Source organism: Roseicyclus sp. (assembly GCF_018402035.1).
Lineage (GTDB): Bacteria > Pseudomonadota > Alphaproteobacteria > Rhodobacterales > Rhodobacteraceae > Roseicyclus.
Genome location: NZ_JAGYJN010000001.1, coordinates 724633 through 746089 on the forward strand (window position 1 = coordinate 724633; position 21457 = coordinate 746089).

Sequence of the window (21457 nt, forward strand, 5' to 3'; positions counted from 1 at the left end):
CGGTGCAGCCATGTTTTGACCCGTTTCATGTCGCTTTCGCGCCCTTTGGTCATTCAGGCGGTTATCGCGGCGCGCGCGGCGATCACGGGGCGGCCCGTGGGGGGGCGTGTGACCCGCCATGCGCCGGGGGCGGCATCACGCGCGCGCAAGCGCTCTAACTGCCACGCCAGCCCCGCGGGCGGGTGGTCAGGTTCCAGCCGCCAGCGGCTTTCCACACCCGGCGCGCCCCCTGCCCCCGGTGTCAGCACCAGACCCAGCAGCGCGCGACCTTGCGCGCCTGCCTCGGCGGCCAGATGGAGCCGCCGGATCGCGGTCAGCCCCGGCGGCGCGGGCAGGTCGCAGATCGCCACCGCCACCACACCTGCGCGCAACACCTCCTCCATCGTCCAAAGCAGATCCTCGGCCCGCTCAGGGGCGATCATCAACAGCCGCCCGGGATCGATCTCATCGCGGATGCCCGCCATATGCAGCCGGTCGGGGTGCCATGCGGGCCTGATCCAGATCACCGGCCCCTGCGCCTCGGCGGCAAGCCAAAGCGCCAGGCGCCGCCGCGCTGCGCCACAGATCTCATGCGCGCGGGCACCGGCCAGCCGAAACTGCCCCAAAAGCGGCAGGCTGGGGCGTGCGCTGTGATGGCTTTGACGGGTGAGCATATGCAGATCCATGCGCGATAAGATACATGTTCATGAAATGTTCTCAATCCCCAACCTTGCACATCCCGCCCCGCCCCCTAGTGTCCGCCCGAACACGACATGAGGACAAAGACCAATGCGCAAAATCCCCCTCGGCATGACCGACACCATGATCACCGATTATTGCCTTGGCACAATGACATGGGGCACCCACACGCCCGAGGCCGAAGCGCATCGCCAGATGGATATGGCGCTTGATGCCGGTATCACCATCGTCGACACCGCCGAGATGTATCCGGTCAACCCGGTGACGCCGGAAACCGTGGGGCTGACCGAAACGGTGCTGGGCAACTGGAACGCTGCCAATCCGGGGCGGCGGGATGCATATGTGCTGGCCACCAAGATCACCGGCAAAAACGCGGCCTTTGTCCGCCAAGGGCAAGATATCACGCCCGAAACCTTTACCGCCGCACTCGACGCCTCGTTGGCGCGGCTCAAAACCGATATGATCGATATCTACCAGCTGCACTGGCCCAATCGCGGCAGCTATCACTTTCGCCAAAACTGGGGCTTCAACCCCGCCGCCCAAAACCGCGCGGCCACGCTGGAAAACATGCATGAGGTGCTGGAGGCCGCCCAAGAAGCGGTCAAAGCGGGCAAGATACGCCATTTCGCGCTGTCCAATGAAAGCGCATGGGGCACCGCGCAATGGCTGCAACTGGCCAAGGCCCATAGCCTGCCACGGGTGCAATCGATCCAGAATGAGTACTCGCTTTTGTGCCGGCACTACGACACCGATCTGGCCGAATTGGCGGTGAATGAGCAGGTCACACTTCTGGCCTATTCCCCTTTGGCAGCAGGGCTTTTGACCGGCAAATACCAAAACGGCGCTTTGCCCGACGGCAGCCGCATGGCGCTGAACGGCGATCTGGGCGGGCGCAAGACGCCCCGCGTGTTCGATGCCGTCGCCGCCTATCTGGAGCTTGCCACGGCCCATGGGCTTGATCCCATCCATATGGCGCTGGCCTTCAGCGTGCAGCGCCCCTTCCCCGTCTCGACGATCTTCGGGGCCACCACCTGCGACCAGCTGGCCCATATCCTCACAGGGTTGGATGTGACGCTGACGCACGACCAATTGGCCGAGATCGACAAGATCCACAAAGCCCATCCCATGCCCTTCTAGGGCTGTGGATCAGTTTGCAGCTATGTTCGAATAGGGAAATAAAGTTTCCCCTATTGGGGCAATATCTTGCGAAAAATGCCACTTTTGTGAAACACAACCACACCAACGCGGACCCGGCCACGGGTCCAAGGCGGTGCCCCGTTCAGCCGCGCAGCACCGCACCGGGGTTCAAAATGCCCTTGGGATCAAGTGCTGCCTTGATCGCGCGCATCGCCACAAGCTTGCCCGGATCGCCATAGCGCTCCAGATCATCGACCTTGAGCCGCCCAACCCCATGCTCGGCCGAGACCGAGCCGCCCAACGCATCGACCAGATCATGCACCGCGCGCTTGATCGCACTGCGCTGATTGTCATGATCGGCGCGGCTTTTACCGGGCATCGGGAAAACATTGTAGTGCAGATTGCCGTCGCCCATATGGCCGAAACAGTTCAGCCGAAACTCCCCCACCGCGCCGATGCGCGCGGGTGCCTCTGCGATGAAGCGCGGCACAAGCGCCACGGGCACCGAAATATCATGCGACGAGACCGCACCAATCCGGCGGTTCGCCTCGGGGATATTCTCGCGCAGCGCCCAGAATTCAGCGCGCTGCCCCTCGGATTGTGCGATCACCCCGTCGCTGACGAGCCCCGCCTCGAAAGCATCGGCAAAGAGCCCCTCCAGCGCCGCCTCGGGATCGCCACCCGCCCCCATGCCCAGATCGATCAGACACATCCAATCGGGGCGCGGATCAAAGGGTTGGCGCGTCTCGGGGCCCATCGCATCGAGAAACAGCAAGCCCTGCTGGCTGATCAATTCAAAGGCCGACAGCGCATCGCCCACGCGGGCCTGCGCCATCTTGAAAAGCGCCAGCGCCGCCTCGGGGGAAGGCACAACCATCATCGCGGCCCCTTGCCGCGCAGGCTTGGGAAACAACCGAAGCGATGCGGCCGTAATCACCCCCAGCGTGCCTTCCGAGCCGATCAGCAAATGGCGCAAATCATAGCCCATGTTGTTCTTGCGCAAAGGCGAGAGCGTGTTGATCACCGTGCCATCGGCCAACACCGCCTCGACCCCCAGCACCAGATCGCGCGCATTGCCGTAGCGCAGCACATTCACCCCGCCCGCATTGGTGGCCAATAGCCCGCCCAGCCGGGCCGATCCTTGGCTGGCCAGCGTCAATGGAAAGATCCAGCCCTGCGCCTCGGCGGTGGTGTGGATCTCTTGCAAGATCACGCCCGCCTCGACCGTCATCGTGCCGGCCTCGGCATCGAAGCTGCGGATGGCGCGCATCCGCTCGAGCGACAAGATCAGCGGCGCTGTGCCCTCTTCGGCCAATTGACCGCCCACCAGCCCCGTGCCGCCACCATAGGGAATAACCGGCGTGCCCGTCTCGCTGCACAGGCGCAAGATCGCGGCCACCTCTGCCGCGCTGCCGGGGGTTGCCACGCCAAGCGCCTTGCCCTGCCAACGCCCGCGCGGCTCTTCCAGATAAGACGCCCCCGCCATGCGGATCGCCGCCGGATCAATCAATGCGGCAAGGCGGGTCATGATATCGGTCATCGGCACTGTCCGTTCAATATTGTGGTGGTCTTACCCGGTCTCGGTCCGGCCCCGCCGATCATGGCGCAAATGGGCATATAGAACGTGATTGCGCCAGCGCCCGTTGATCTGAAGATAACTTTGCGCCACGCCCTCGTATTTGAAGCCGGTCTTTTCCAGAACCCCGCGCGATGCGGCATTCTCGGGCAAACAGGCCGCCTCGACCCGGCTCAGATCAAGCCCGCGAAAGGCGTAATGCACCATCACCTCGATCGCCTCGCGCATATAGCCTTGGCGGGCATGGGCCGCACCAATCCAATAGCCAAGCGTCGTGGCCTGCGCCGGACCACGGCGAATATTGTCGAGCGTAATCGCCCCCAACAGCGCATCATCAGACCGCCGCAAGATGAAAAGCGGCACGGCGCTGGCCTCGCTCATTGCGCGCTGCGCCCAATACACGCGGCCAGTAAAGCTTTTGCGGCTCAGGTGATCATGCGCCCAGCTCGGCTCCCATGGCGTGAGGAAATCCGCCGATGCGGCGCGCAGCGCTGTCCACGCCCGAAAATCGGCATGGCGCGGCAAGCGCAGCGTCAGCCGTTCCGTCTCCAGCTTTAATTGCCGCTTGCGCAACAGCATCAGGCGACAAGCCGCGTCATGACCGCGTCAAGGCGCGGCGCATCAGCGACAGGGCCATAAAGCGCCATCGCCGCCTGCCCCGAGGTAACAAGCCCCACCGCATGATCGCGCAAGCCCGCCAGCGTCACCGCCTCGATCTGGGCCACGGTTTCGGCCAAGGGCGGCACCCGGTCCCATACCGCCACCAACCGCGCCAAGCGTTCGGCGCGCGAGGACGGGCTTTCAAGTCCCATCAACAGCCCCGCCTTCATCTGCGCACGCGCGCGCGCCAGTTCGGCCTCTGTCATATCCTCGGCCGAGCGCTTCAATTCATCCAGCGTCAGGCCCACAAGCTCGGGCAATTCCTCACCCGAGGTGCCGGCATAGATCGTGAGCATGCCAGTATCGTCATAGCTGCCGACCTGCGCATAGATCGTGTAGCAAAGCCCGCGCTTTTCGCGGATTTCTTGAAACAGCCGCGAAGACATGCCGCCGCCCAAGGCGCTGGCATAGATCTGGGCCGTATAAAAATCATCCGAGCGATAGCCCGGTGCCTCGAGCGCGAGGGTGAAATGCGCCTGTTCCAGCGCCTTGACCTCGTGGCGCTCACCCCCTGCGAAACGGGCCGCGTCAGGCGCGCTCATCGGGCCGGGCCGCAGATGGCCGAATGCCGCCTCGGCCAGCCGCACGATCTGGTCGTGATCGACGGCACCCGCCGCCGACAAGATCAACTGTCCAGGTCCGTAATGGCTGGCGACAAAGCGGTCGAAATCGGCCCGCCCAAAGGCGCGCACCCTTTCCGCCGGGCCAAGGATTGTCCGCCCCAAGGCTTGGCCAGGGTAAGACACCTCTTGCAGCCAATCAAAGATGATATCGTCGGGCGTATCGGCGGCCTGACCGATCTCTTGCAAGATCACGCCGCGTTCCACCTCGATCTCGCGCGGATCGAAGATCGGGTTGAGCACGATATCCGCGATCAGATCGAGCGCGAGGGCCACATCATCCTTCAGCACCCGCGCGTAATAGGCCGTGACCTCGCGGCTTGTGTAGGCGTTGATATAGCCGCCCACATCCTCGATCTCTTCGGCAATCTGAAGGGCCGTGCGCCGCGTGGTGCCCTTGAAGGCCATATGTTCCAGGAAATGGGCGATGCCGTTTTGATCGGCCGCCTCGTGCCGCCCGCCCGCCGAGACCCAAAGGCCAAGGGCAGCAGATTCCAGCCCCGGCATATGTTCGGTGACGATACGCAGCCCGTTTGAAAGTGTATGAAGCTCAACGCTCACTTGGCCAATGCCTCGCGGATCAGGGTTTCAATCGCGGTCAAATCGTTGTCCACCCGCGTCATCCGCTCGGGCCGGTCGAACAGATCGGCCATGCGCGGGGGCAATGCGGGGCGAATATCCGTCGCAGCCTCGACCGCATCGGGGAATTTCGCGGGATGGGCGGTGGCCAGCGTCACCATCGGCGTTGTGCCCAAGAAATCTTGCGCCACATGCACGCCCACGGCGGAATGGGGGCAAAGCAATTCCCCCATCTCGGCGCGCGCGCGCGCAATCATCGCCGCCGTCTGCTCCTCGCCGGCGCGCCCGCTGGCGAAATCGCCGCGCAAGACTTCCAGCGCGCCTTGGCTGATATGAAAGCCACCTTGCTTCAATTCATCCATCAACTGCGCCACAGCCGCGCCATCGCGGCCATACGCGTCAAACAGCGCGCGCTCGAAGTTCGAGCTGACCTGAATATCCATCGAGGGGCTGATCGTGGGCGTCACACCATAGGTTGCATATTCGCCTGACGACAGCGCACGGTGCAAAATGTCGTTCTGGTTGGTCGCCACCACCAGCCGTTCAATGGGAAGGCCCATCTTCTTGGCCAGATACCCCGCAAAGACATCGCCGAAATTGCCGGTCGGCACGGTAAAGCTGACCTTGCGATGCGGCGCGCCAAGCGCCACGGCGGCGGTGAAATAATAGACCACCTGCGCCAGCACGCGGGCAAAGTTGATCGAGTTCACACCCGCCAGCCGCACCTCGTCGCGAAAGGTGAAATCGTTGAACATGTCCTTCAGCCGCGCCTGCGCATCGTCAAAAGTGCCGGTGATGGCCAAGGCATGGGCATTGGCCTCGGTCACCGTCGTCATCTGGCGGCGCTGCACATCCGACACGCGCCCATGCGGGTAAAGGATAAAGACATCGACATTGGACAGCCCGCGAAACGCCTCCATCGCGGCCGAGCCCGTGTCGCCACTGGTCGCACCCACGATGGTCACCCGCTTGCCCGAGCGCTTGAGCGCCGCTTGAAACAGCTGACCGATCAGCTGCATCGCGAAATCCTTGAACGCCAGCGTCGGCCCGTGAAACAGTTCCAGCAGGAAGTGATTATCCTGCAACTGCTTCAAGGGTGCGCGCGCGGCATGGCCGAACCCCGCATAGGCGCGCGCGATGATGTCGCCGAACTCCTGATCGGTGAAGCTGTCGCCGATAAAGGGGCGCATGACGCGAAAGGCCACATCCTCATAGGATAGACCCGCCATTGCCGCGATCTCAGCCGGCGAAAAACGCGGCAGCGTCGCAGGAACGTAAAGCCCCCCATCGCGGGCCAGCCCCGTCAGCATCGTCTCTTCAAAGCTGAGTTCAGGGGCCTGACCCCGGGTCGAGATGTAGCGCATGGCCGCCGTTGTCCTCATCCAAGTCCACGCCTGATACGCCAGAGCAGAAACACTGTCATCCCCAACCAGACAATGGCGAGCGAAAACCATGTGATGGCATAGCTCAGATGATCATTGGGGATATTGCCGACACCCACAGGCAAGGGCGTGATCGCAGCCTCGGGCGGGGTGAGCTCGCGCGCGATGACCAAGACGGGCTCCGCCTCAAGATGCGCGGCCAAAGCCGCCACATCGCGGGCAAACCACAGATTGCCCGCCAGATCATTCTCCGGCGTGAAACCATCACGCTCATCGGGCCAATGCAGATTGCCGATCACGCGCAGATCATCGGCGGTGGCCGCGGGCATGGTGGCGGCCACGGGGATGACACCACGATCGACCAGCACACGCCGCCCCGCGCCTGTCTCAAGGGCCGCGATGATCCGATAGCCCGCGCCAATCCCCTTTTGGCTCACCAAAACGCGCACGAATGTTGGATCAATCCGCCCTTCCAGCGCAACGGGTAGGTAGCGATCGCGCTCCGGGTCGGGGGTCACGGGCAAGGCGACAGGATCAGCCGCGATGCGCGCCGTGATCTCGGCCAAGATCGCCTCTTTCCACGCAAGGCGCTGCATCTGCCAAATGCCCAGCGTCAGCAAGATCGCCACGCCGCCCAGACCCAAAAGCCAAACCCCGATCACCCGTCCCATCACCGCTCTCCCAACGAAAAGGCCCACCCCAACGGCAGGCCCTTCATATTCTATTAAGGTTAACGCGCGCGCCCCCGCTTCTTCGTTTCATAAATATCCCGGGGGGAGGCACCCGGGCACCGGGTGACGGGGGGCAGCGCCCCCCGCCCGCTTGAGACGCTCAGCCAAGGACGACCGCTTGTCCCCAGATATAGACGGCAAAGAAAAGGAAGAGCCAGACCACATCGACAAAGTGCCAATACCAGGCTGCTGCCTCGAACCCGATATGGCGCTCGGCGGTGAAATGGCCCTTCAGCACGCGCAGCCAGCACACGAACAAGAAGATCGTGCCGATCACCACGTGAAGCCCATGAAAGCCGGTCGCAAGAAAGAAGGTGGCAAAGAACTTGTCGCCGCCAAAGCTCCAACCGTAATGCGCGATCAGCTCGTAATATTCAAAGGCCTGCAGCCCGGTGAAGATCACGCCCAGCACGACACCGATGATCAACCCGTTGGCAACATCCTTGCGCGGCCCACCATGCACCAGCGCATGATGCGACCAGGTCACGGCGCATCCCGACAAAAGCAGCACAAGCGTGTTGATCAGCGGCAAATGAAAGGGGTCGACCGCATAGATTTCGGGCGGAATATAGCTCGAGGCCTCATAGCTGTTCATCGGGTAGATGGCATGCTTGAAAAACGCCCAGAACCATGCTGCGAAGAACATGATCTCGGACATGATGAACATGATAAAGCCGTAGCGCAGCCCGATCTGCACAACCGGCGTATGATCGCCCGCATGGCTTTCGGCCACCACATCGGCCCACCAGCCGAACATGACATAAAGCGTGGCGACAAAGCCCATCAAGAACAGCCAAGGCGCGCCGTCATGCATCCAGTTCACAGCGCCAAACAGCATGGCAAATGCCGCTGCCGCCGCCATGAAGGGCCAGATCGATGGGTTGATGATGTGGTAGTCGTGGTTCTTGGTATGGGCCATGGGTCTCGTCCTCGGTCCGGGGTGTTCTTTAATTGGCCACGGGGGCGGGCACGCCCAACGCAGCATAATCTTCGGGCATGTCCGTCACATGGAAAGTGTAGGACAAGGTGATCGCAGGTGCGCCGCGCGCCTCTTCATCATCCAAAAGCGCGGGATCAACGAAGAAGCTGACGGGCATTTCCACCCGCTCACCGGGTTGCAAGACCTGCAACTCAAAGCAGAAACAGGCGATCTTCACGAAATAGCCGCCCGTCGAATAGGGCGTCACGTTGAAAGATGCGGTTCCGGCCACGGGTTTATCGGTGGGGTTATAGGCCTCGTAAAAGGCAAGCCCCGTCTCACCGATACGGATATCCATATGCGGCTGCACGGCGCGAAACTCCCACGGCATGTCATGGGCAAGGCTTGCGTCAAAGCGCACGCGGATCATCTGCTCTAGCACCACATCGCTGCCTTGTTCGGCCACTTGCGTGGTGCCACCAAAGCCCGTCACGCGGCAAAACCAATCATAAAACGGCACCGACGCCCAAGCCAGACCGCCCATCAAAACGATCACGCCCAAAAGCCGGGTGACGACTTTTTGATTGGCATTCATTGCTTGGTCTCCACCGGCGGCGTGATCGAGACGCGCGGGGTGTGGTCAAATGCCTCCATCGAGGCACCTTCGCGGATCTTGGCGACCGTCAGGCCAAAGACGATGGCCGCAAAGCCCACAAGGCTGAGCGCCACGCCGAGATTGCGCCCAAAGCGCCGCTTGTGCAGCTCATGTGTTTGCGTGATCGGCATCAAGCCATCCCCCAGCTGCGCAAGCCCGCATCGGCCAAAAGCGCGCCGAAATGCAGGAAAAGGTAGTAAAGCGAAAAGCGGAAGAAGCGCTTTTCGACGGCGTAAGCATCAGCTTCGGCCACGGCTTCTGCGCGGCGCCAGATATCCCAAGCGCCTTTCAGAAAGATCGCGTTCAAAACGATTGCTGCGGCCAGATAGACAGGCCCGGCTACGGCGGTGAACCCCAAGCCCAGCGCCACGGGCACCAACAAAACAGTGTAGATCAAGATTTGGCGGCGTGTCTCAGCGCGGCCATGGGTGACCGTCAGCATCGGCACCTTCGCCTCGTGGTAATCGGACTTCATGAACAGTGCCAGCGCCCAGAAATGCGGCGGCGTCCACATGAAGATCAGCCCGAACATCAAGATCGCCTCAAGACTGACTGATCCCGTGGCCGCGACCCAGCCCACCATCGGCGGGAAAGCCCCAGCCGCGCCACCGATCACGATGTTCTGCGGCGTCAAGCGCTTGAGCCAGATGGTGTAGACCACCGCGTAGAAAAAGATGGTAAAGGCCAAAAGCCCCGCCGCATACCAATTGGTCGCAAGGCCCAGCATCGCGACCGAGATCGCCGAAAGCCATAGCCCCAGCGACAAGGCCTCGCCGGCGCTGACCTTGCCCGCAGGGACAGGCCGCTTGGCCGTGCGCCGCATCACGCCATCGATATCGGCATCATACCACATGTTCAGCGCGCCCGAGGCACCCGCCCCCAGCGCGATGAACAAGATCGCCGTGAACCCCACCATCGGCGAGACCGCGACAGGTGCCACCAAAAGCCCGACAAGTGCAGTAAACACGACCAACGACATCACCCGCGGCTTGAGCAGCTGGATATAGTCGCCGAAACGGGCCTCGCCCTCGGCGGCTTGGATGGTGGTGTTGGTTGTTGCGTCGGTCATGGCCTGTGCCGTGTTCCCTGTCCTTAGGCCGGGCTGTTGCCCAGCAATCAAGCAGGCCGGGCCAAGGCCCGGCCAACCGGATTAATCAGCCGAAGCCAGTTCCAGAATGCGCGGTGCGCGCATGCCACCGGCGCTGGCGAAATCCTGCGCCTCGCCATTGATCCAAGCATCGTATTCCGCCTGCGTCACGGCAAAGACCGTGATCGGCATATAGGCATGGTTCACGCCGCACAGCTCCGAGCATTGGCCGAAATAGACGCCTTCTTGGCCTTCCTCGACCTCGAACCACATTTCGGCCAGACGACCCGGAACGCCGTCTTGCTTCACGCCAAAGGCGGGGATGGCCCAAGAATGGATCACGTCGGCGGCGGTGACCTGCACCACGACAACGGCACCTGTCGGCACGACCACGGCGGTGTCGGTGGCCAGCAGATATTCGTCACGGCTATAGCCATACTCGGCCAGCTCGTCTTCGCGCAGCATGAAGCTGTCATAGACAATGCCATGTTCGGGGTATTCATAGCCCCAATACCACTGGTAGCCCGTGGCTTTGACCACCACATCGGCCTCGGGAATGGATTGCTGCTTGAACAAGATCGGCAGCGAGAAGGCGCCGATCACCACCAGAATGATCAGCGGCACAACCGTCCAGGTAATCTCGATCTTGGTGTTGTGGGTAAAGCTTGCAGGGGTCGGGTTGGCCTTGGCGTTGTGGCGGATAATCGACCAGATCAGCAAGGCGGTCACGAACAGCACGATGGCCGTCATGATCACCAGCAAGAAAGTATCGAGAAATTGCACATCGCGTGCCAATTCGGTCACTGCGGGTTGAAAGCCAATTGCACCCGGTGTCGGCGCGCCGATGATCTCGAGACCATCGCGCATGCTGACGGTTTGGGCGGTCGCCATGCCCGCGATGATGGTTGCACCAATCGCGGCCCCGAGGCCGCTGAGCGTCTTGCGAATGGTCATGCCGGTCTGTCCTGTCTATCCCGACGTCCACAGCCATAAGTTGATCTGCGACGCGCCGTTGCGTTCTTTGTGGTGTGGACCATATAGCTGAGGACAAGCCAAGGCATTTGGTCGAAATGTCTCACCCCTGCTCGCATTTGACACAGGTCATTTTCAACGCAGCCCTTCAACGCCGGAGGCGACATGTCCCAACACCCCCCTTTCCGCCCATTCGAGACACTGATCGACGAGGCGGCGGCCCTTGCGATCTTGCGCGCCGCCACCGACGGGGCCGAGGATGGCGAGCTGTTTCTCGAACGCCGCCGCTCGGAGGTTTTGGTCTTCGATGACGGGCGTGTGCGCACCGCAAGCTATGACGCAGCCGAGGGGTTCGGCCTACGCGCGGTCAAGGGCGAGGTGGCCGGATATGCCCATTCCACCGAGATTTCCGAAGCATCATTGCGCCGCGCCAGTGAAACCACCCGGCTTGCCGTGGGTGCGGGCGGTGGCATCTTGGCCGATGCGCCGATGGGCACGAACCGCCACCTCTATACCGATGCCGACCCGATGGCGGGGGCAGAGTTTGGCGTAAAACTCTCCATGCTGGCCGAGATTGATGCCTATGCCCGCGCGCTTGATGCCCGTGTGGTGCAGGTCTCGGCCTCGCTTGCCGCCAGCCACCAAGAGGTCGAGATTTTGCGCCCCGAAGGCACAAGGGTGCGCGACGTGCGACCGATGGTCCGGCTGAATGTCTCGATCATCGCCGAGGAAAATGGCCGCCGCGAATCCGGCAGCGCGGGGGGCGGGGGACGAATCGGCCTGACCGGTTTGATGGAACGCGCCCATTGGGAGGGGCTGGTGCAAGAGGCGCTGCGCATCGCGGTGGTCAATCTGGGCGCGGTCGCGGCCCCTGCAGGGGTGATGGATGTCGTCCTCGGCCCCGGCTGGCCCGGTATCTTGCTGCACGAGGCCGTGGGCCACGGGCTTGAGGGGGATTTCAACCGCAAGAACCAATCGGCCTTTGCCGGGCTGATGGGCCAACGCATCGCCGCGCCCGGTGTCACCGTGCTTGACGATGGCACGATCCCCGACCGGCGCGGCTCGATCTCGGTCGATGACGAAGGCACGCCAAGCGCAAAGAACGTGCTGATCGATGACGGGATTTTGGTGGGCTATATGCAAGACCGTCAATCCGCACGCCTGATGGGGGTTGCCCCCACCGGCAATGGGCGGCGCGAAAGCTATGCCCATGCGCCGATGGCGCGGATGACCAACACCTATATGCTGGGCGGCGATGCCGAGCCTGCTGCGATCTTGGCCGATCTCAAGGATGGGATCTATGCCGTGGGCTTTGGCGGCGGTCAGGTCGATATCACCAATGGCAAATTTGTCTTTAGCTGTACCGAGGCTTATCGCGTGAAAAACGGCGTCATCGGTGCCGCGGTCAAAGGCGCAACGCTGATCGGGGATGGAGCCACCGCGCTGCAACAGATCCGCGCCATCGGCAATGACATGGCGCTTGATCCCGGCATGGGCAATTGCGGCAAGGCGGGCCAATGGGTGCCGGTCGGTGTGGGACAGCCGACGCTGATGATCGGCGGGCTGACCGTCGGCGGCTCTGCCGCCTGAGGGCGCGGTAACGGGGCGTTAACCATTTCGCGGCTAGACATGGCCCATGCCATACGAGACCGCGTTCGGATTTGACGAACCTGCCCCCATCTTCGTGCCGCCCCCTGTCGCCGATGTGGCGGATCAAATCGCGCGGCTGCGCCTGATCCGCTCGCGCCGAGTGGGACCGGCCACTTATCTGCGGCTGATGGATGCGCATGGCAGCGCGCAAGAGGCGCTCGGCGCGCTGCCCGCGATTGCGCAAGCGGCAGGCGTCGATAGCTACACCCCCTGCCCCGAACCCGTCGCGCTGGCCGAGATCAAGGCCGCCAAGCGTGCGGGCGCGCGGATGCTTTGCTTGGGCGACGCCGATTACCCCGCCGCACTGGCCGATGTGGCCGATGCGCCGCCCATCCTTTGGGCCAAAGGGTGCCGCGCGTTGATGGCGCGCCCGATGGTGGCGATGGTGGGTACCCGCAATGCCTCGGCGCTGGGGGCGCGGATGGCGCGGCGGCTGGCGGCCGATCTGGGCGCTGCGGGCTATGTCATCGTCTCGGGGCTGGCGCGCGGGATCGACGCGCTGGCCCATCACGCCAGCATGAGTAGCGGCACCATTGCCGTGCTGGCAGGCGGGCTTGATTGCATCTACCCCGCCGAGAATACCGATCTTGCCGCCGAGATTGCGCAAAACGGGCTGATGCTCAGCGAAATGCCCTTTGGCCTGCACCCGCAGGCGCGCCATTTCCCACGCCGCAACCGCATCGTGTCGGGGCTGGCGCGCGCGGTGATCGTGGTCGAGGCTGCGACGCGGTCAGGCTCGCTGATCACCGCGCGGATCGCGCTTGATCAGGGGCGCGAGGTGATGGCCGTGCCGGGCCACCCGATGGATGCGCGCGCAGGCGGCGGCAATCTCTTGATCCGCGACGGTGCCACCTTGGTGCGCGACGCCGCGGATGTGATCGCCGCATTGGGCCAAGACGCGGTTGGACAAGATCCGGCCGCGTCCCGCACCCGCCCACGCCCGTCGCTTAGCGATACTGCTAGGCCATCTCCCACCCCTCCACCCCGCCCCGATGGCGGGCTTGAGGGGGCGATCCTTGCCCTGATGGGCGGCGCGCCGGTGGCCGAGGATCAGCTGATCCGCGATCTCGGCCAACCGCCCCGCGCCGTGGCGCAAGCCTTGGCAATCCTTGAATTGGCAGGGCGCATCCAACGCGGTGGCGGCGGTCTTTTGACCCGGCTCTGAGGGGTCAAAGGCAGCCCCGCCACAAGACGCCCAAAAATCTCTCATTGAAAATGAGGGGGTTTTCAACGGCCCCTGACGCATTGACAAGGCGGCCACAACGCCCACATGGTCCGCCGCCATGAGGCGAAAACTCGGCCCCCAGCCGAAACAGGAAATCAGTGCATGCCCGTCGTCGTCGTCGAATCGCCCGCCAAGGCCAAGACCATCAACAGCTATCTTGGCAGCGATTACACTGTGTTGGCCTCTTATGGGCATGTGCGTGACCTGCCGTCCAAGGATGGCTCGGTCGACCCCGAACAGGGTTTCGCGATGGAGTGGGAGATTGCGACCGACTCGCGCAAACATGTCAAAGCCATCGCCGATGCGCTGAAAGATGACCCGGTCCTGATCCTCGCCACCGACCCCGACCGCGAGGGCGAGGCGATCAGCTGGCACCTGCAAGAGGCGCTGACCAGCCGCAAGGCGATCAAGCCCGGCACGCCGGTCAGCCGCGTGGTCTTTAATGCGATCACCAAATCCGCCGTGACCGAGGCGATGAAAAATCCCCGCCAAGTCGATATGGAACTGGTCGAGGCCTATCTGGCGCGCCGCGCACTTGATTATCTGGTGGGCTTCAACCTGTCGCCGGTGTTGTGGCGCAAACTGCCCGGCGCGAAATCAGCGGGCCGTGTGCAATCGGTGGCGCTGCGCATCATCACCGACCGCGAGATGGAGATCGAGGCCTTTCGCGGCCGCGAATATTGGTCGGTGCGCGGCGTGTTCGAGACACCGCGCGGCCAGCAGTTCGAGGCGCGCCTGACCCATCTGCGTGGTCGCAAGCTCGACAAGCACGACCTTGCCACCGCCGCCGAGGCCAGCCTTGCCGTGCAAGCGGTGCATTCGCGCCCCCTGTCGATCACGGATGTCGAGGCCAAGCCCGCCAATCGCAACCCCGCCCCGCCCTTCATGACCTCGACGCTCCAGCAAGAGGCAAGCCGCAAATACGGCATGGGCGCGCGCCAGACGATGAGTGCGGCCCAGCGCCTCTACGAGGCGGGCCATATCACCTATATGCGGACCGATGGCATCGACATGGCCCCCGAGGCGGTCCATGCCGCACGCGACGCGATCAAGGCGCGTTTTGGGGCCGAATATGTCCCCGTCGATCCGCGCATGTACAAAAACAAGGCTAAGAATGCGCAAGAGGCGCATGAATGTATCCGCCCCACCGATATGGAGAAAGCCCCGGGCGATCTGCGCCTGAGCGAAGATGACCAGCGCAAGCTTTACGAATTGATCTGGAAGCGCACCATCGCCAGCCAGATGGAGGCCGCCCGCCTTGAACGCACCACAGTGACCATCGCCAGCGCCGATGCACAGGTTGAATTGCGCGCGACGGGTCAGGTGATGTTGTTCGACGGTTTCCTCAAGGTCTATGAGGAAGGCCGCGACGATACCGAGGATGAAGAAAGCCGCCGCCTGCCGCAAATGGCGCGGGGCGAGGCGCTCAAGCCCGCCGCGCGCGCGCTGTCGGATGATTGGGCCAAGCTCACCGGCAAATCCGCCCCCCAATCCGGCATGGCCGAGGATGCCGCCGCCTTTTTGTCGGGTGACGGCGCGGTGCTGGGCCAGCAGCATTTCACCCAAGCCCCCCCGCGCTACACCGAGGCGACGCTGGTCAAGCGGATGGAGGAATTGGGGATTGGGCGGCCATCCACCTATGCCTCGATCCTCGATACGATCGTGGCGCGTGGCTATGTGCGCAAAGAGAAAAACCGCCTGATCCCCGAGGATAAGGGGCGGTTGGTGACCGCGTTTCTGGTCAATTACTTCGGCAAATATGTCGAGTTCGACTTTACCGCCGATCTGGAAAATCAACTCGACGAAGTCAGTGCAGGCGCGCGCGCCTATAAAAGCGTGCTTGATGCGTTTTGGCGCGATTTCTCGGCCTCGCTGGCCGAAACGGCCGAATTGCGCATCACCGATGTGCTGGAAAAGATCAACGAGGTGCTGGAGCCGCATCTTTTCCCGCCCAAGCCCGACGGGTCAGACCCGCGCGGCTGCCCGTCTTGCGGCACGGGGCGACTTTCCATGCGCACGGCACGCTCGGGCGGGGCCTTTATCGGTTGCGCGAACTACCCCGAGTGCCGCTATACCCGCCCCTTCGGCCCGCCGAACCCAGAGGCCGAAGACGGCACAGCGCTTGGCGGCGATGGCAAGATGCTGGGCGTCGATCCAGACACCTCATTGCCCGTCACTTTGCGTGACGGGCGCTTCGGCCCTTATGTGCAATTGGGCGAGGCGACGAGCGAAGAGCCCAAGCCCAAGCGCGCCTCGCTGCCCAAAGGCTGGGATGTGGCGGCAATGGACCTGCCCCGCGCGCTGCAATTGTTGAACCTGCCCCGCCTGATCGGCCCCCACCCCGAGGATGGCCAACCCGTCGAGGCCGCGATTGGCCGCTACGGCCCCTATGTCAGCTACAAGGCCAAGGATGCAGCCAAGCCTGCCTATGCCAACCTGCCCGAGGTGGACGAGGTCTGGACCATCGGCATGAACCGCGCGGTCGAGATCTTGGCCGCCAAAGCCGCCGGTCGCGGCGGGCGTGGTGCGTCGGCCGCAGCCCCGCTCAAGGAACTGGGCGAGCATCCCGAACATGGTGGCCCAATCCAAGTCATGTCCGGGCGCTACGGCCCCTATGTGAAATGGGACAAGATCAACGCCACCCTGCCCAAGGATCTCACCCCCGAGGCGCTGACGCTCGCAGAGGCGGTCGCGCTGATCGCCGAGAAAGCCGCCAAGGGTGGCAAAGGATCAAAAGCGGTCAAAGCCAAGACCGCCAAACCCAAAACGGCGGCCAAGCCCAAGAAGGCCGCCGCAAAGCCCAAGGCAAAACCGGCTGCGAAAAAGGACTGATCGCGCGGGAGGGGGCCGAAAAACTCGCGTTTTTCAGCGCGGCAAACCCGGGTTTTCCGCCCCCGCCCCTTGACCGGCCACGCATGCAACACGAGATCGGTCAGATGGACACAACGACGCCCCTTGCATTTCTCTTGAACCGCCGCTCGGTGCCTGTGCGCATGCTTAGCGCGCCCATTCCCGATGATACGATGCTGCGCCAGCTTTTGACCGCCGCTGCCCGCGTGCCTGATCATGGCAAGATCGTGCCGTTTCGCTTTCACATCCTGCGCAAACAAGCCATCGACCGCATGGCACGGCTGACGCGCGAGATTGGCACGGCACAGGGGCGCGACCCCGACAAGCTGGTCAAACAAGCCGCAGCTTTCGACGATGCGCTGCTGACGGTGGCGGTGCTCTTTGCGCCGCAAACGGACCGCCCCATCCCGCTGATCGAACAAGAACAGACGGCGGCGCTGGCCTGCCTCAGCCTTGTCAACGCGGCACAGGCCGCAGGTTTCGCTGGGCATTGGCTGACCGGGTGGATGGCGCGCGATGCCGATTTTCTCGATCAAGCCTTTGGCGTGACGGCACCACAGGCGGTGGCGGGTTTCGTACATCTGGGCACCCCCCAGCAAGAGCCGCCCCCCCGCCCGCGCCCCGATCTGGATGTGATCGCCACATGGGTCGACACATGATCGCATCGGCCGTGGCAAGCGCCATCGCGCAGCTGGGCGACCGTCGCTTTCTTGGTGTTTTGGCGATAGGCCTTGGGTTGACCATCGGCCTGCTTGTGGCCTTTTATCTCGGTTTTGTCGCGGTCTTGGGTTGGCTTTTGCCCGGAAGCTTCAGCCTGCCTTGGATCGGCGAGATCGATTTGACGGGTGCGGTGATCGGGTGGGTCGGCCTGCCGGTGTTTTTACTGTTGTCGGCGATCTTGATGATCCCCGTGGCCACCGCTTTCATGGGTATTTTCTTGGACAAGATCGCCGATGCCGTTGAGGATCGCTATTATCCCGGATTGCCCCCCGCGCGCCGGATCGGGCTGATCGAAGGGCTGGTGGATGCGGCACGTTTCTTGGGCGTGATGGTCGCCGTGAACCTTGTGGCGCTGATCGCCTATCTGCTCTTTGCCCCCATCGCGCCGTTGTTGTTTTGGGGGGTAAACGGCTACCTTTTGGGGCGCGAATATGGCCAGCTTGTCGCGCTGCGCCGGCGCGACGCGGCCGGTGCATCAGCGTTTCGCCGCACCAATGGGGGGCGGTTGTTTATCGCGGGCGTGGTGATGGCGGTGCCGCTGACCATCCCGGTAATCAACCTGCTCGTGCCGATTATCGGCGCGGCCAGCTTCACCCATCTTTATCACAAGATCAGCGCGACCCGCCCAAGCCAAAGCGGCTATATGGGTCGAAATCCGCAACCGTAACCGCGCCCGACAAGATGATCGCTGCGATCACCGCCCAGATCACAGCCGCCACCACGGATGTAATCACAAAGCGGCGCTTGATCTGGGGATCGACCGGGGCCGAGCCATGGGTGCCGGTCACACGCTCGCCCGTATCGCTTTGGCTGGTCACGCCCACCTGCAACACGATGAATAGCGTCATGAACCAGATGATCGCATAAAGCACGATGCCCGTGACAACGCCCATCAGACTTGCTCCAATTCGACAAGGGTGCCGGTGAAATCCTTAGGGTGCAGGAACAAGACAGGTTTGCCATGCGCGCCGATCTTGGGCTCGCCCGTGCCAAGCACACGCGCACCTGCCGCGGCCAAGCGGTCGCGCGCGGCCAAGATATCATCGACCTCGTAGCAGATGTGGTGAATGCCGCCTGCGGGGTTCTTTTCCAAAAACCCCTTGATCGGCGAGGCATCGCCCAAAGGGTAAAGAAGCTCGATCTTGGTATTGGGCAAGGTGATGAAGATCACGGTCACACCATGATCGGGTTCATCTTGCGGCGCGCCGACATCCGCGCCCAGCATATCGCGATACTGCGCCGCTGCCGCGTCAAGATCGGGCACGGCGATGGCGACATGGTTCAAGCGTCCGATCATGATCATCCTCCGATGCGTGTTTGGGCCAGATATGCCCTGCTGGCCCGCGCGCCGCCAAGCGGTCTGACGCCGCAGGGCGTTAAGGCTTGATCAACCTTGTGCGGCTCTACTCAGACCTGTGCCGAGTCGGGTGTAATGTGGGGTATGTCGCATGGATGACGCGTTGATCGAGATTGAATACCGGCCAAAGCCAACGGCGGAACGGCCCTTTCTGGGGCTGACCGTGCTTGTCGTCGAAGATAGCCGCTACGCTTCGGAGGCGGTGCGGCTGATGTGCCTGCGCTCGGGCGCGCGGATCAGGCGGGCTGATTGCATCGGTTCGGCCGAGCGGCATCTGCATGTCTACCGCCCCAGCATCGCCATCGTCGATCTGGGCCTGCCCGATGGGTCGGGGCTTGACCTGATCGCGCGGATGGACGCGATGCGCCCGCGTGTGCCGGTCGTGCTTGGCACATCAGGTGCCGACAGCGCGGTCGCACAGGCCGAGGTGATGCAGGCAGGCGGTGATGGGTTCTTGGAAAAGCCGATCACATCTTTGGCGCATTTCCAAAACGCGATCATGGCACATCTTCCGGCCGATATTTGCGCGCGTATGCCGCGCCCTGTCGATGGTGGCGCGATCACGCCCGATCAGATCGCCCTGCGCGAGGATTTGACCCATGCCATCGCCCTTTTGGCGCTGGAGGAACCGCCGGTGGACTATCTCAGGCGGTTCTTGTTCAGCCTTGCGATCAGCGCCGATGACAAGGCGCTTGCGGGGCAAGCCGCCCATATTGGCGCCTCTCTCGCCACGCCTGAGCGGCGCGCGCTCAGCGCCTTTCTTTCGCAGCGGGTGCAAGCGATGGCCGTGGTGATGTAGCGCGCGCCTCAGTCCCGCGGGATGACGCGCAGCCCTAGTTCCATCAGCTGATCGCTGAGCGGCTCAGACGGGGCGCCCATCATCAGATCCTCGGCCCGCTGGTTCATCGGGAACAAGATCACCTCGCGAATATTCGAGGTGTTCGCCAAGATCATCACCAACCGGTCGATCCCTGCCGCACAGCCGCCATGGGGCGGCGCGCCATATTGGAAAGCATTGACCATGCCGCCAAACCGCTTGCGCACCTCATCCGCGCCATAGCCCGCCAGTTCAAAGGCCTTGAACATAATCTCGGGCGTGTGGTTGCGGATCGCCCCCGAAATCACCTCGTAGCCGTTGCAGGCCAGATCATATTGATAGCCCAGCACCTTGAGCGGATCGCCCGACAGGGCCTCCATCCCGCCTTGCGGCATGGAAAACGGGTTGTGCGAAAAGTCGATCTTGCCCGTCGCCTCATCGCGCTCATACATCGGGAAATCGACGATCCAGGCGAAAGCAAAGCGGGACTGGTCGATCAGGCCCAATTCCTGCCCGATCTCGGTGCGCGCGCGGCCTGCGATGGCTTCGAACTCGGCCGGTTTGCCCGCCAAGAAGAAGGCCGCATCGCCCGAGCCAAGGCCCAATTGTTGGCGAACGGCCTCGGTCCGCTCGGGTCCGATATTCTTGGCCAAGGGGCCAGCGGCCTCAAGGCTACCATCCTCGGCATCGCGCCAGAAGATATAGCCCATGCCGGGCAAGCCCTGCCCCTGCGCCCAGGAATTCATCCGGTCGCAGAATTTGCGCGAGCCGCCCGTGGGCGCGGGAATGGCGCGCACCTGCGTGCCCTCTTGCTCAAGGATACGCGCGAAAATCGCGAAACCCGAGCCTGCGAAATGATCCGAGACCACCTGCATCTCGATCGGGTTGCGCAGATCGGGCTTATCGGTGCCGTATTTCAGCGCCGCATCGGCGTAAGAGATGCGCGGCCAGTTCTGATCGACGCTGCGGCCCTGCCCAAACTCGGTGAACAGGCCCGTCAACACCGGCTCGACGGTCTGGAAGACATCCTCTTGCTCGACAAAGGACATCTCGAGGTCGAGCTGGTAGAAATCGGTGGGCGAGCGGTCGGCACGCGGATCTTCATCGCGGAAACAGGGCGCGATCTGGAAATAGCGGTCAAAGCCCGAGACCATCAAAAGCTGTTTGAACTGCTGGGGCGCTTGCGGCAGGGCGTAGAATTTGCCGGGGTGCAGGCGCGAGGGCACCAGAAAATCGCGCGCCCCTTCGGGCGAAGAGGCGGTGATGATCGGCGTCTGGTATTCGCGGAAGCCCAGATCCCACATCCGCCGCCGCAAGGACGCCACCACATCCGAGCGCAGCTTCATATTGCTCTGCATCGCCTCGCGGCGCAGGTCGAGATAGCGGTATTTCAGCCGCGTTTCCTCGGGGTATTCTTGATCGCCGAAAACCTGCAACGGCAGATCGCCGGTCACACCACCCAAAACCGTGACATCGCGGATGAACACCTCGATCTCGCCCGTGGGGATCTTGGCGTTCACCAGCGCTGCATCGCGCGCCTTTACCACCCCGTCGATGCGGATGCAGTATTCCGCGCGCAGCTTTTCAACCTGTGCAAAGGCCGGGCTATCGGGATCGCAAAGCACCTGCGTGATGCCGTAATGGTCGCGCAGATCGATGAAGATCACCCCGCCATGGTCGCGCCGGCGGTGCACCCACCCCGACAGGCGAACGGTCTGACCGACTTCGGCGGCGGTCAGGGCGGCGCAGGTATGGCTGCGAAAAGCGTGCATCGTGGCGGTCCCCTTGGGGTAAATTGGGCTGTCTCGGACGTCGCGTCGATACACAGCGCCGCACCGGTGA

The 21457-nt window shown here is 63.0% G+C and carries 21 protein-coding genes; 7 read left to right on the forward strand and 14 right to left on the reverse strand.

Annotation, left to right across the window (positions count from 1 at the left end):
* Window positions 1-53: 53 nt before the first annotated feature.
* Window positions 54-665, reverse strand: a complete 612-nt coding sequence (locus KG698_RS03480) for a hypothetical protein (protein ID WP_213684141.1) — start codon at window positions 663-665, stop codon at window positions 54-56.
* A 103-nt stretch (window positions 666-768) separates the two neighbouring features.
* Here KG698_RS03480 and KG698_RS03485 point away from each other — a divergent pair, with 103 nt between their 5' ends.
* Window positions 769-1815: an aldo/keto reductase gene (locus KG698_RS03485; RefSeq protein ID WP_213684142.1), complete on the forward strand. Its 1047-nt coding sequence runs from the start codon at window positions 769-771 to the stop codon at window positions 1813-1815.
* Window positions 1816-1957: 142 nt separating this feature from the next.
* Here KG698_RS03485 and KG698_RS03490 read toward each other — a convergent pair whose 3' ends face one another.
* The 10 genes from KG698_RS03490 to coxB form a co-directional block, all read right to left on the reverse strand.
* Window positions 1958-3355, reverse strand: coding sequence for an FAD-binding oxidoreductase (locus KG698_RS03490; RefSeq protein WP_213684143.1), 1398 nt, complete (start codon window positions 3353-3355; stop codon window positions 1958-1960).
* A 30-nt stretch (window positions 3356-3385) separates the two neighbouring features.
* The gene (locus tag KG698_RS03495) at window positions 3386-3970 is read right to left on the reverse strand and encodes a GNAT family protein (RefSeq protein ID WP_213684144.1); all 585 of its coding nucleotides are present in this window, start codon (window positions 3968-3970) and stop codon (window positions 3386-3388) included.
* The gene (locus KG698_RS03500; protein ID WP_213684145.1) at window positions 3970-5232 is read right to left on the reverse strand and encodes an insulinase family protein; all 1263 of its coding nucleotides are present in this window, start codon (window positions 5230-5232) and stop codon (window positions 3970-3972) included. Before KG698_RS03500 ends, KG698_RS03495 begins: the two co-directional genes overlap by 1 nt.
* Window positions 5229-6614, reverse strand: coding sequence for a threonine synthase (gene thrC / locus KG698_RS03505; protein WP_213684303.1), 1386 nt, complete (start codon window positions 6612-6614; stop codon window positions 5229-5231). Before thrC ends, KG698_RS03500 begins: the two co-directional genes overlap by 4 nt.
* A gap of 14 nt (window positions 6615-6628) precedes the next feature.
* Window positions 6629-7303 (reverse strand): SURF1 family protein, encoded by a 675-nt coding sequence (locus KG698_RS03510; protein WP_213684146.1) that lies wholly within the window; start codon window positions 7301-7303, stop codon window positions 6629-6631.
* 160 nt (window positions 7304-7463) lie between these two features.
* The gene (locus tag KG698_RS03515; protein ID WP_213684147.1) at window positions 7464-8282 is read right to left on the reverse strand and encodes a cytochrome c oxidase subunit 3; all 819 of its coding nucleotides are present in this window, start codon (window positions 8280-8282) and stop codon (window positions 7464-7466) included.
* A gap of 28 nt (window positions 8283-8310) precedes the next feature.
* Window positions 8311-8877: a cytochrome c oxidase assembly protein gene (locus KG698_RS03520; protein WP_213684148.1), complete on the reverse strand. Its 567-nt coding sequence runs from the start codon at window positions 8875-8877 to the stop codon at window positions 8311-8313.
* The gene (locus KG698_RS03525) at window positions 8874-9068 is read right to left on the reverse strand and encodes a hypothetical protein (RefSeq protein ID WP_213684149.1); all 195 of its coding nucleotides are present in this window, start codon (window positions 9066-9068) and stop codon (window positions 8874-8876) included. The genes KG698_RS03520 and KG698_RS03525 overlap by 4 nt, the downstream gene beginning before the upstream one ends.
* Window positions 9068-10006, reverse strand: a complete 939-nt coding sequence (cyoE, locus tag KG698_RS03530) for a heme o synthase (protein WP_213684150.1) — start codon at window positions 10004-10006, stop codon at window positions 9068-9070. The genes KG698_RS03525 and cyoE overlap by 1 nt, the downstream gene beginning before the upstream one ends.
* Window positions 10007-10087: 81 nt before the next feature.
* A complete protein-coding gene (gene coxB / locus KG698_RS03535) occupies window positions 10088-10915 on the reverse strand; it encodes a cytochrome c oxidase subunit II (protein WP_300982877.1) in 828 nt (275 codons plus the stop codon).
* 246 nt (window positions 10916-11161) lie between these two features.
* Here coxB and tldD point away from each other — a divergent pair, with 246 nt between their 5' ends.
* The 5 genes from tldD (at window position 11162) to KG698_RS03560 (ending at window position 18108) form a co-directional block, all read left to right on the forward strand.
* The gene (gene tldD, locus KG698_RS03540) at window positions 11162-12586 is read left to right on the forward strand and encodes a metalloprotease TldD (protein WP_213684152.1); all 1425 of its coding nucleotides are present in this window, start codon (window positions 11162-11164) and stop codon (window positions 12584-12586) included.
* A 46-nt stretch (window positions 12587-12632) separates the two neighbouring features.
* Window positions 12633-13811: a DNA-processing protein DprA gene (gene dprA / locus KG698_RS03545; RefSeq protein WP_213684153.1), complete on the forward strand. Its 1179-nt coding sequence runs from the start codon at window positions 12633-12635 to the stop codon at window positions 13809-13811.
* 162 nt (window positions 13812-13973) lie between these two features.
* Entirely contained in the window at window positions 13974-16703 is a 2730-nt protein-coding gene (gene topA / locus KG698_RS03550) for a type I DNA topoisomerase (RefSeq protein WP_213684154.1), read from the forward strand.
* Window positions 16704-16786: 83 nt separating this feature from the next.
* Window positions 16787-17380, forward strand: a complete 594-nt coding sequence (locus tag KG698_RS03555) for a nitroreductase (RefSeq protein ID WP_213684155.1) — start codon at window positions 16787-16789, stop codon at window positions 17378-17380.
* The gene (locus KG698_RS03560) at window positions 17377-18108 is read left to right on the forward strand and encodes an EI24 domain-containing protein (RefSeq protein ID WP_213684156.1); all 732 of its coding nucleotides are present in this window, start codon (window positions 17377-17379) and stop codon (window positions 18106-18108) included. The genes KG698_RS03555 and KG698_RS03560 overlap by 4 nt, the downstream gene beginning before the upstream one ends.
* Here KG698_RS03560 and KG698_RS03565 read toward each other — a convergent pair.
* Window positions 18053-18334: a DUF1467 family protein gene (locus KG698_RS03565; RefSeq protein WP_213684157.1), complete on the reverse strand. Its 282-nt coding sequence runs from the start codon at window positions 18332-18334 to the stop codon at window positions 18053-18055. The two genes, KG698_RS03560 and KG698_RS03565, sit on opposite strands and share 56 nt — an antisense overlap.
* The gene (gene mce / locus KG698_RS03570; protein ID WP_213684158.1) at window positions 18334-18738 is read right to left on the reverse strand and encodes a methylmalonyl-CoA epimerase; all 405 of its coding nucleotides are present in this window, start codon (window positions 18736-18738) and stop codon (window positions 18334-18336) included. The genes KG698_RS03565 and mce overlap by 1 nt, the downstream gene beginning before the upstream one ends.
* Before the next feature lie 151 nt (window positions 18739-18889).
* Between mce and KG698_RS03575 the strand changes: the two genes are divergently transcribed.
* Complete coding sequence (locus tag KG698_RS03575) at window positions 18890-19597, forward strand: response regulator (protein WP_213684159.1); 708 nt, start codon at window positions 18890-18892, stop codon at window positions 19595-19597.
* An 8-nt stretch (window positions 19598-19605) separates the two neighbouring features.
* On the opposite strand, the gene aspS is transcribed toward KG698_RS03575, so the two are convergent.
* Window positions 19606-21387: an aspartate--tRNA ligase gene (gene aspS / locus KG698_RS03580; RefSeq protein WP_213684160.1), complete on the reverse strand. Its 1782-nt coding sequence runs from the start codon at window positions 21385-21387 to the stop codon at window positions 19606-19608.
* Between the last annotated feature and the right edge of the window lie 70 nt (window positions 21388-21457).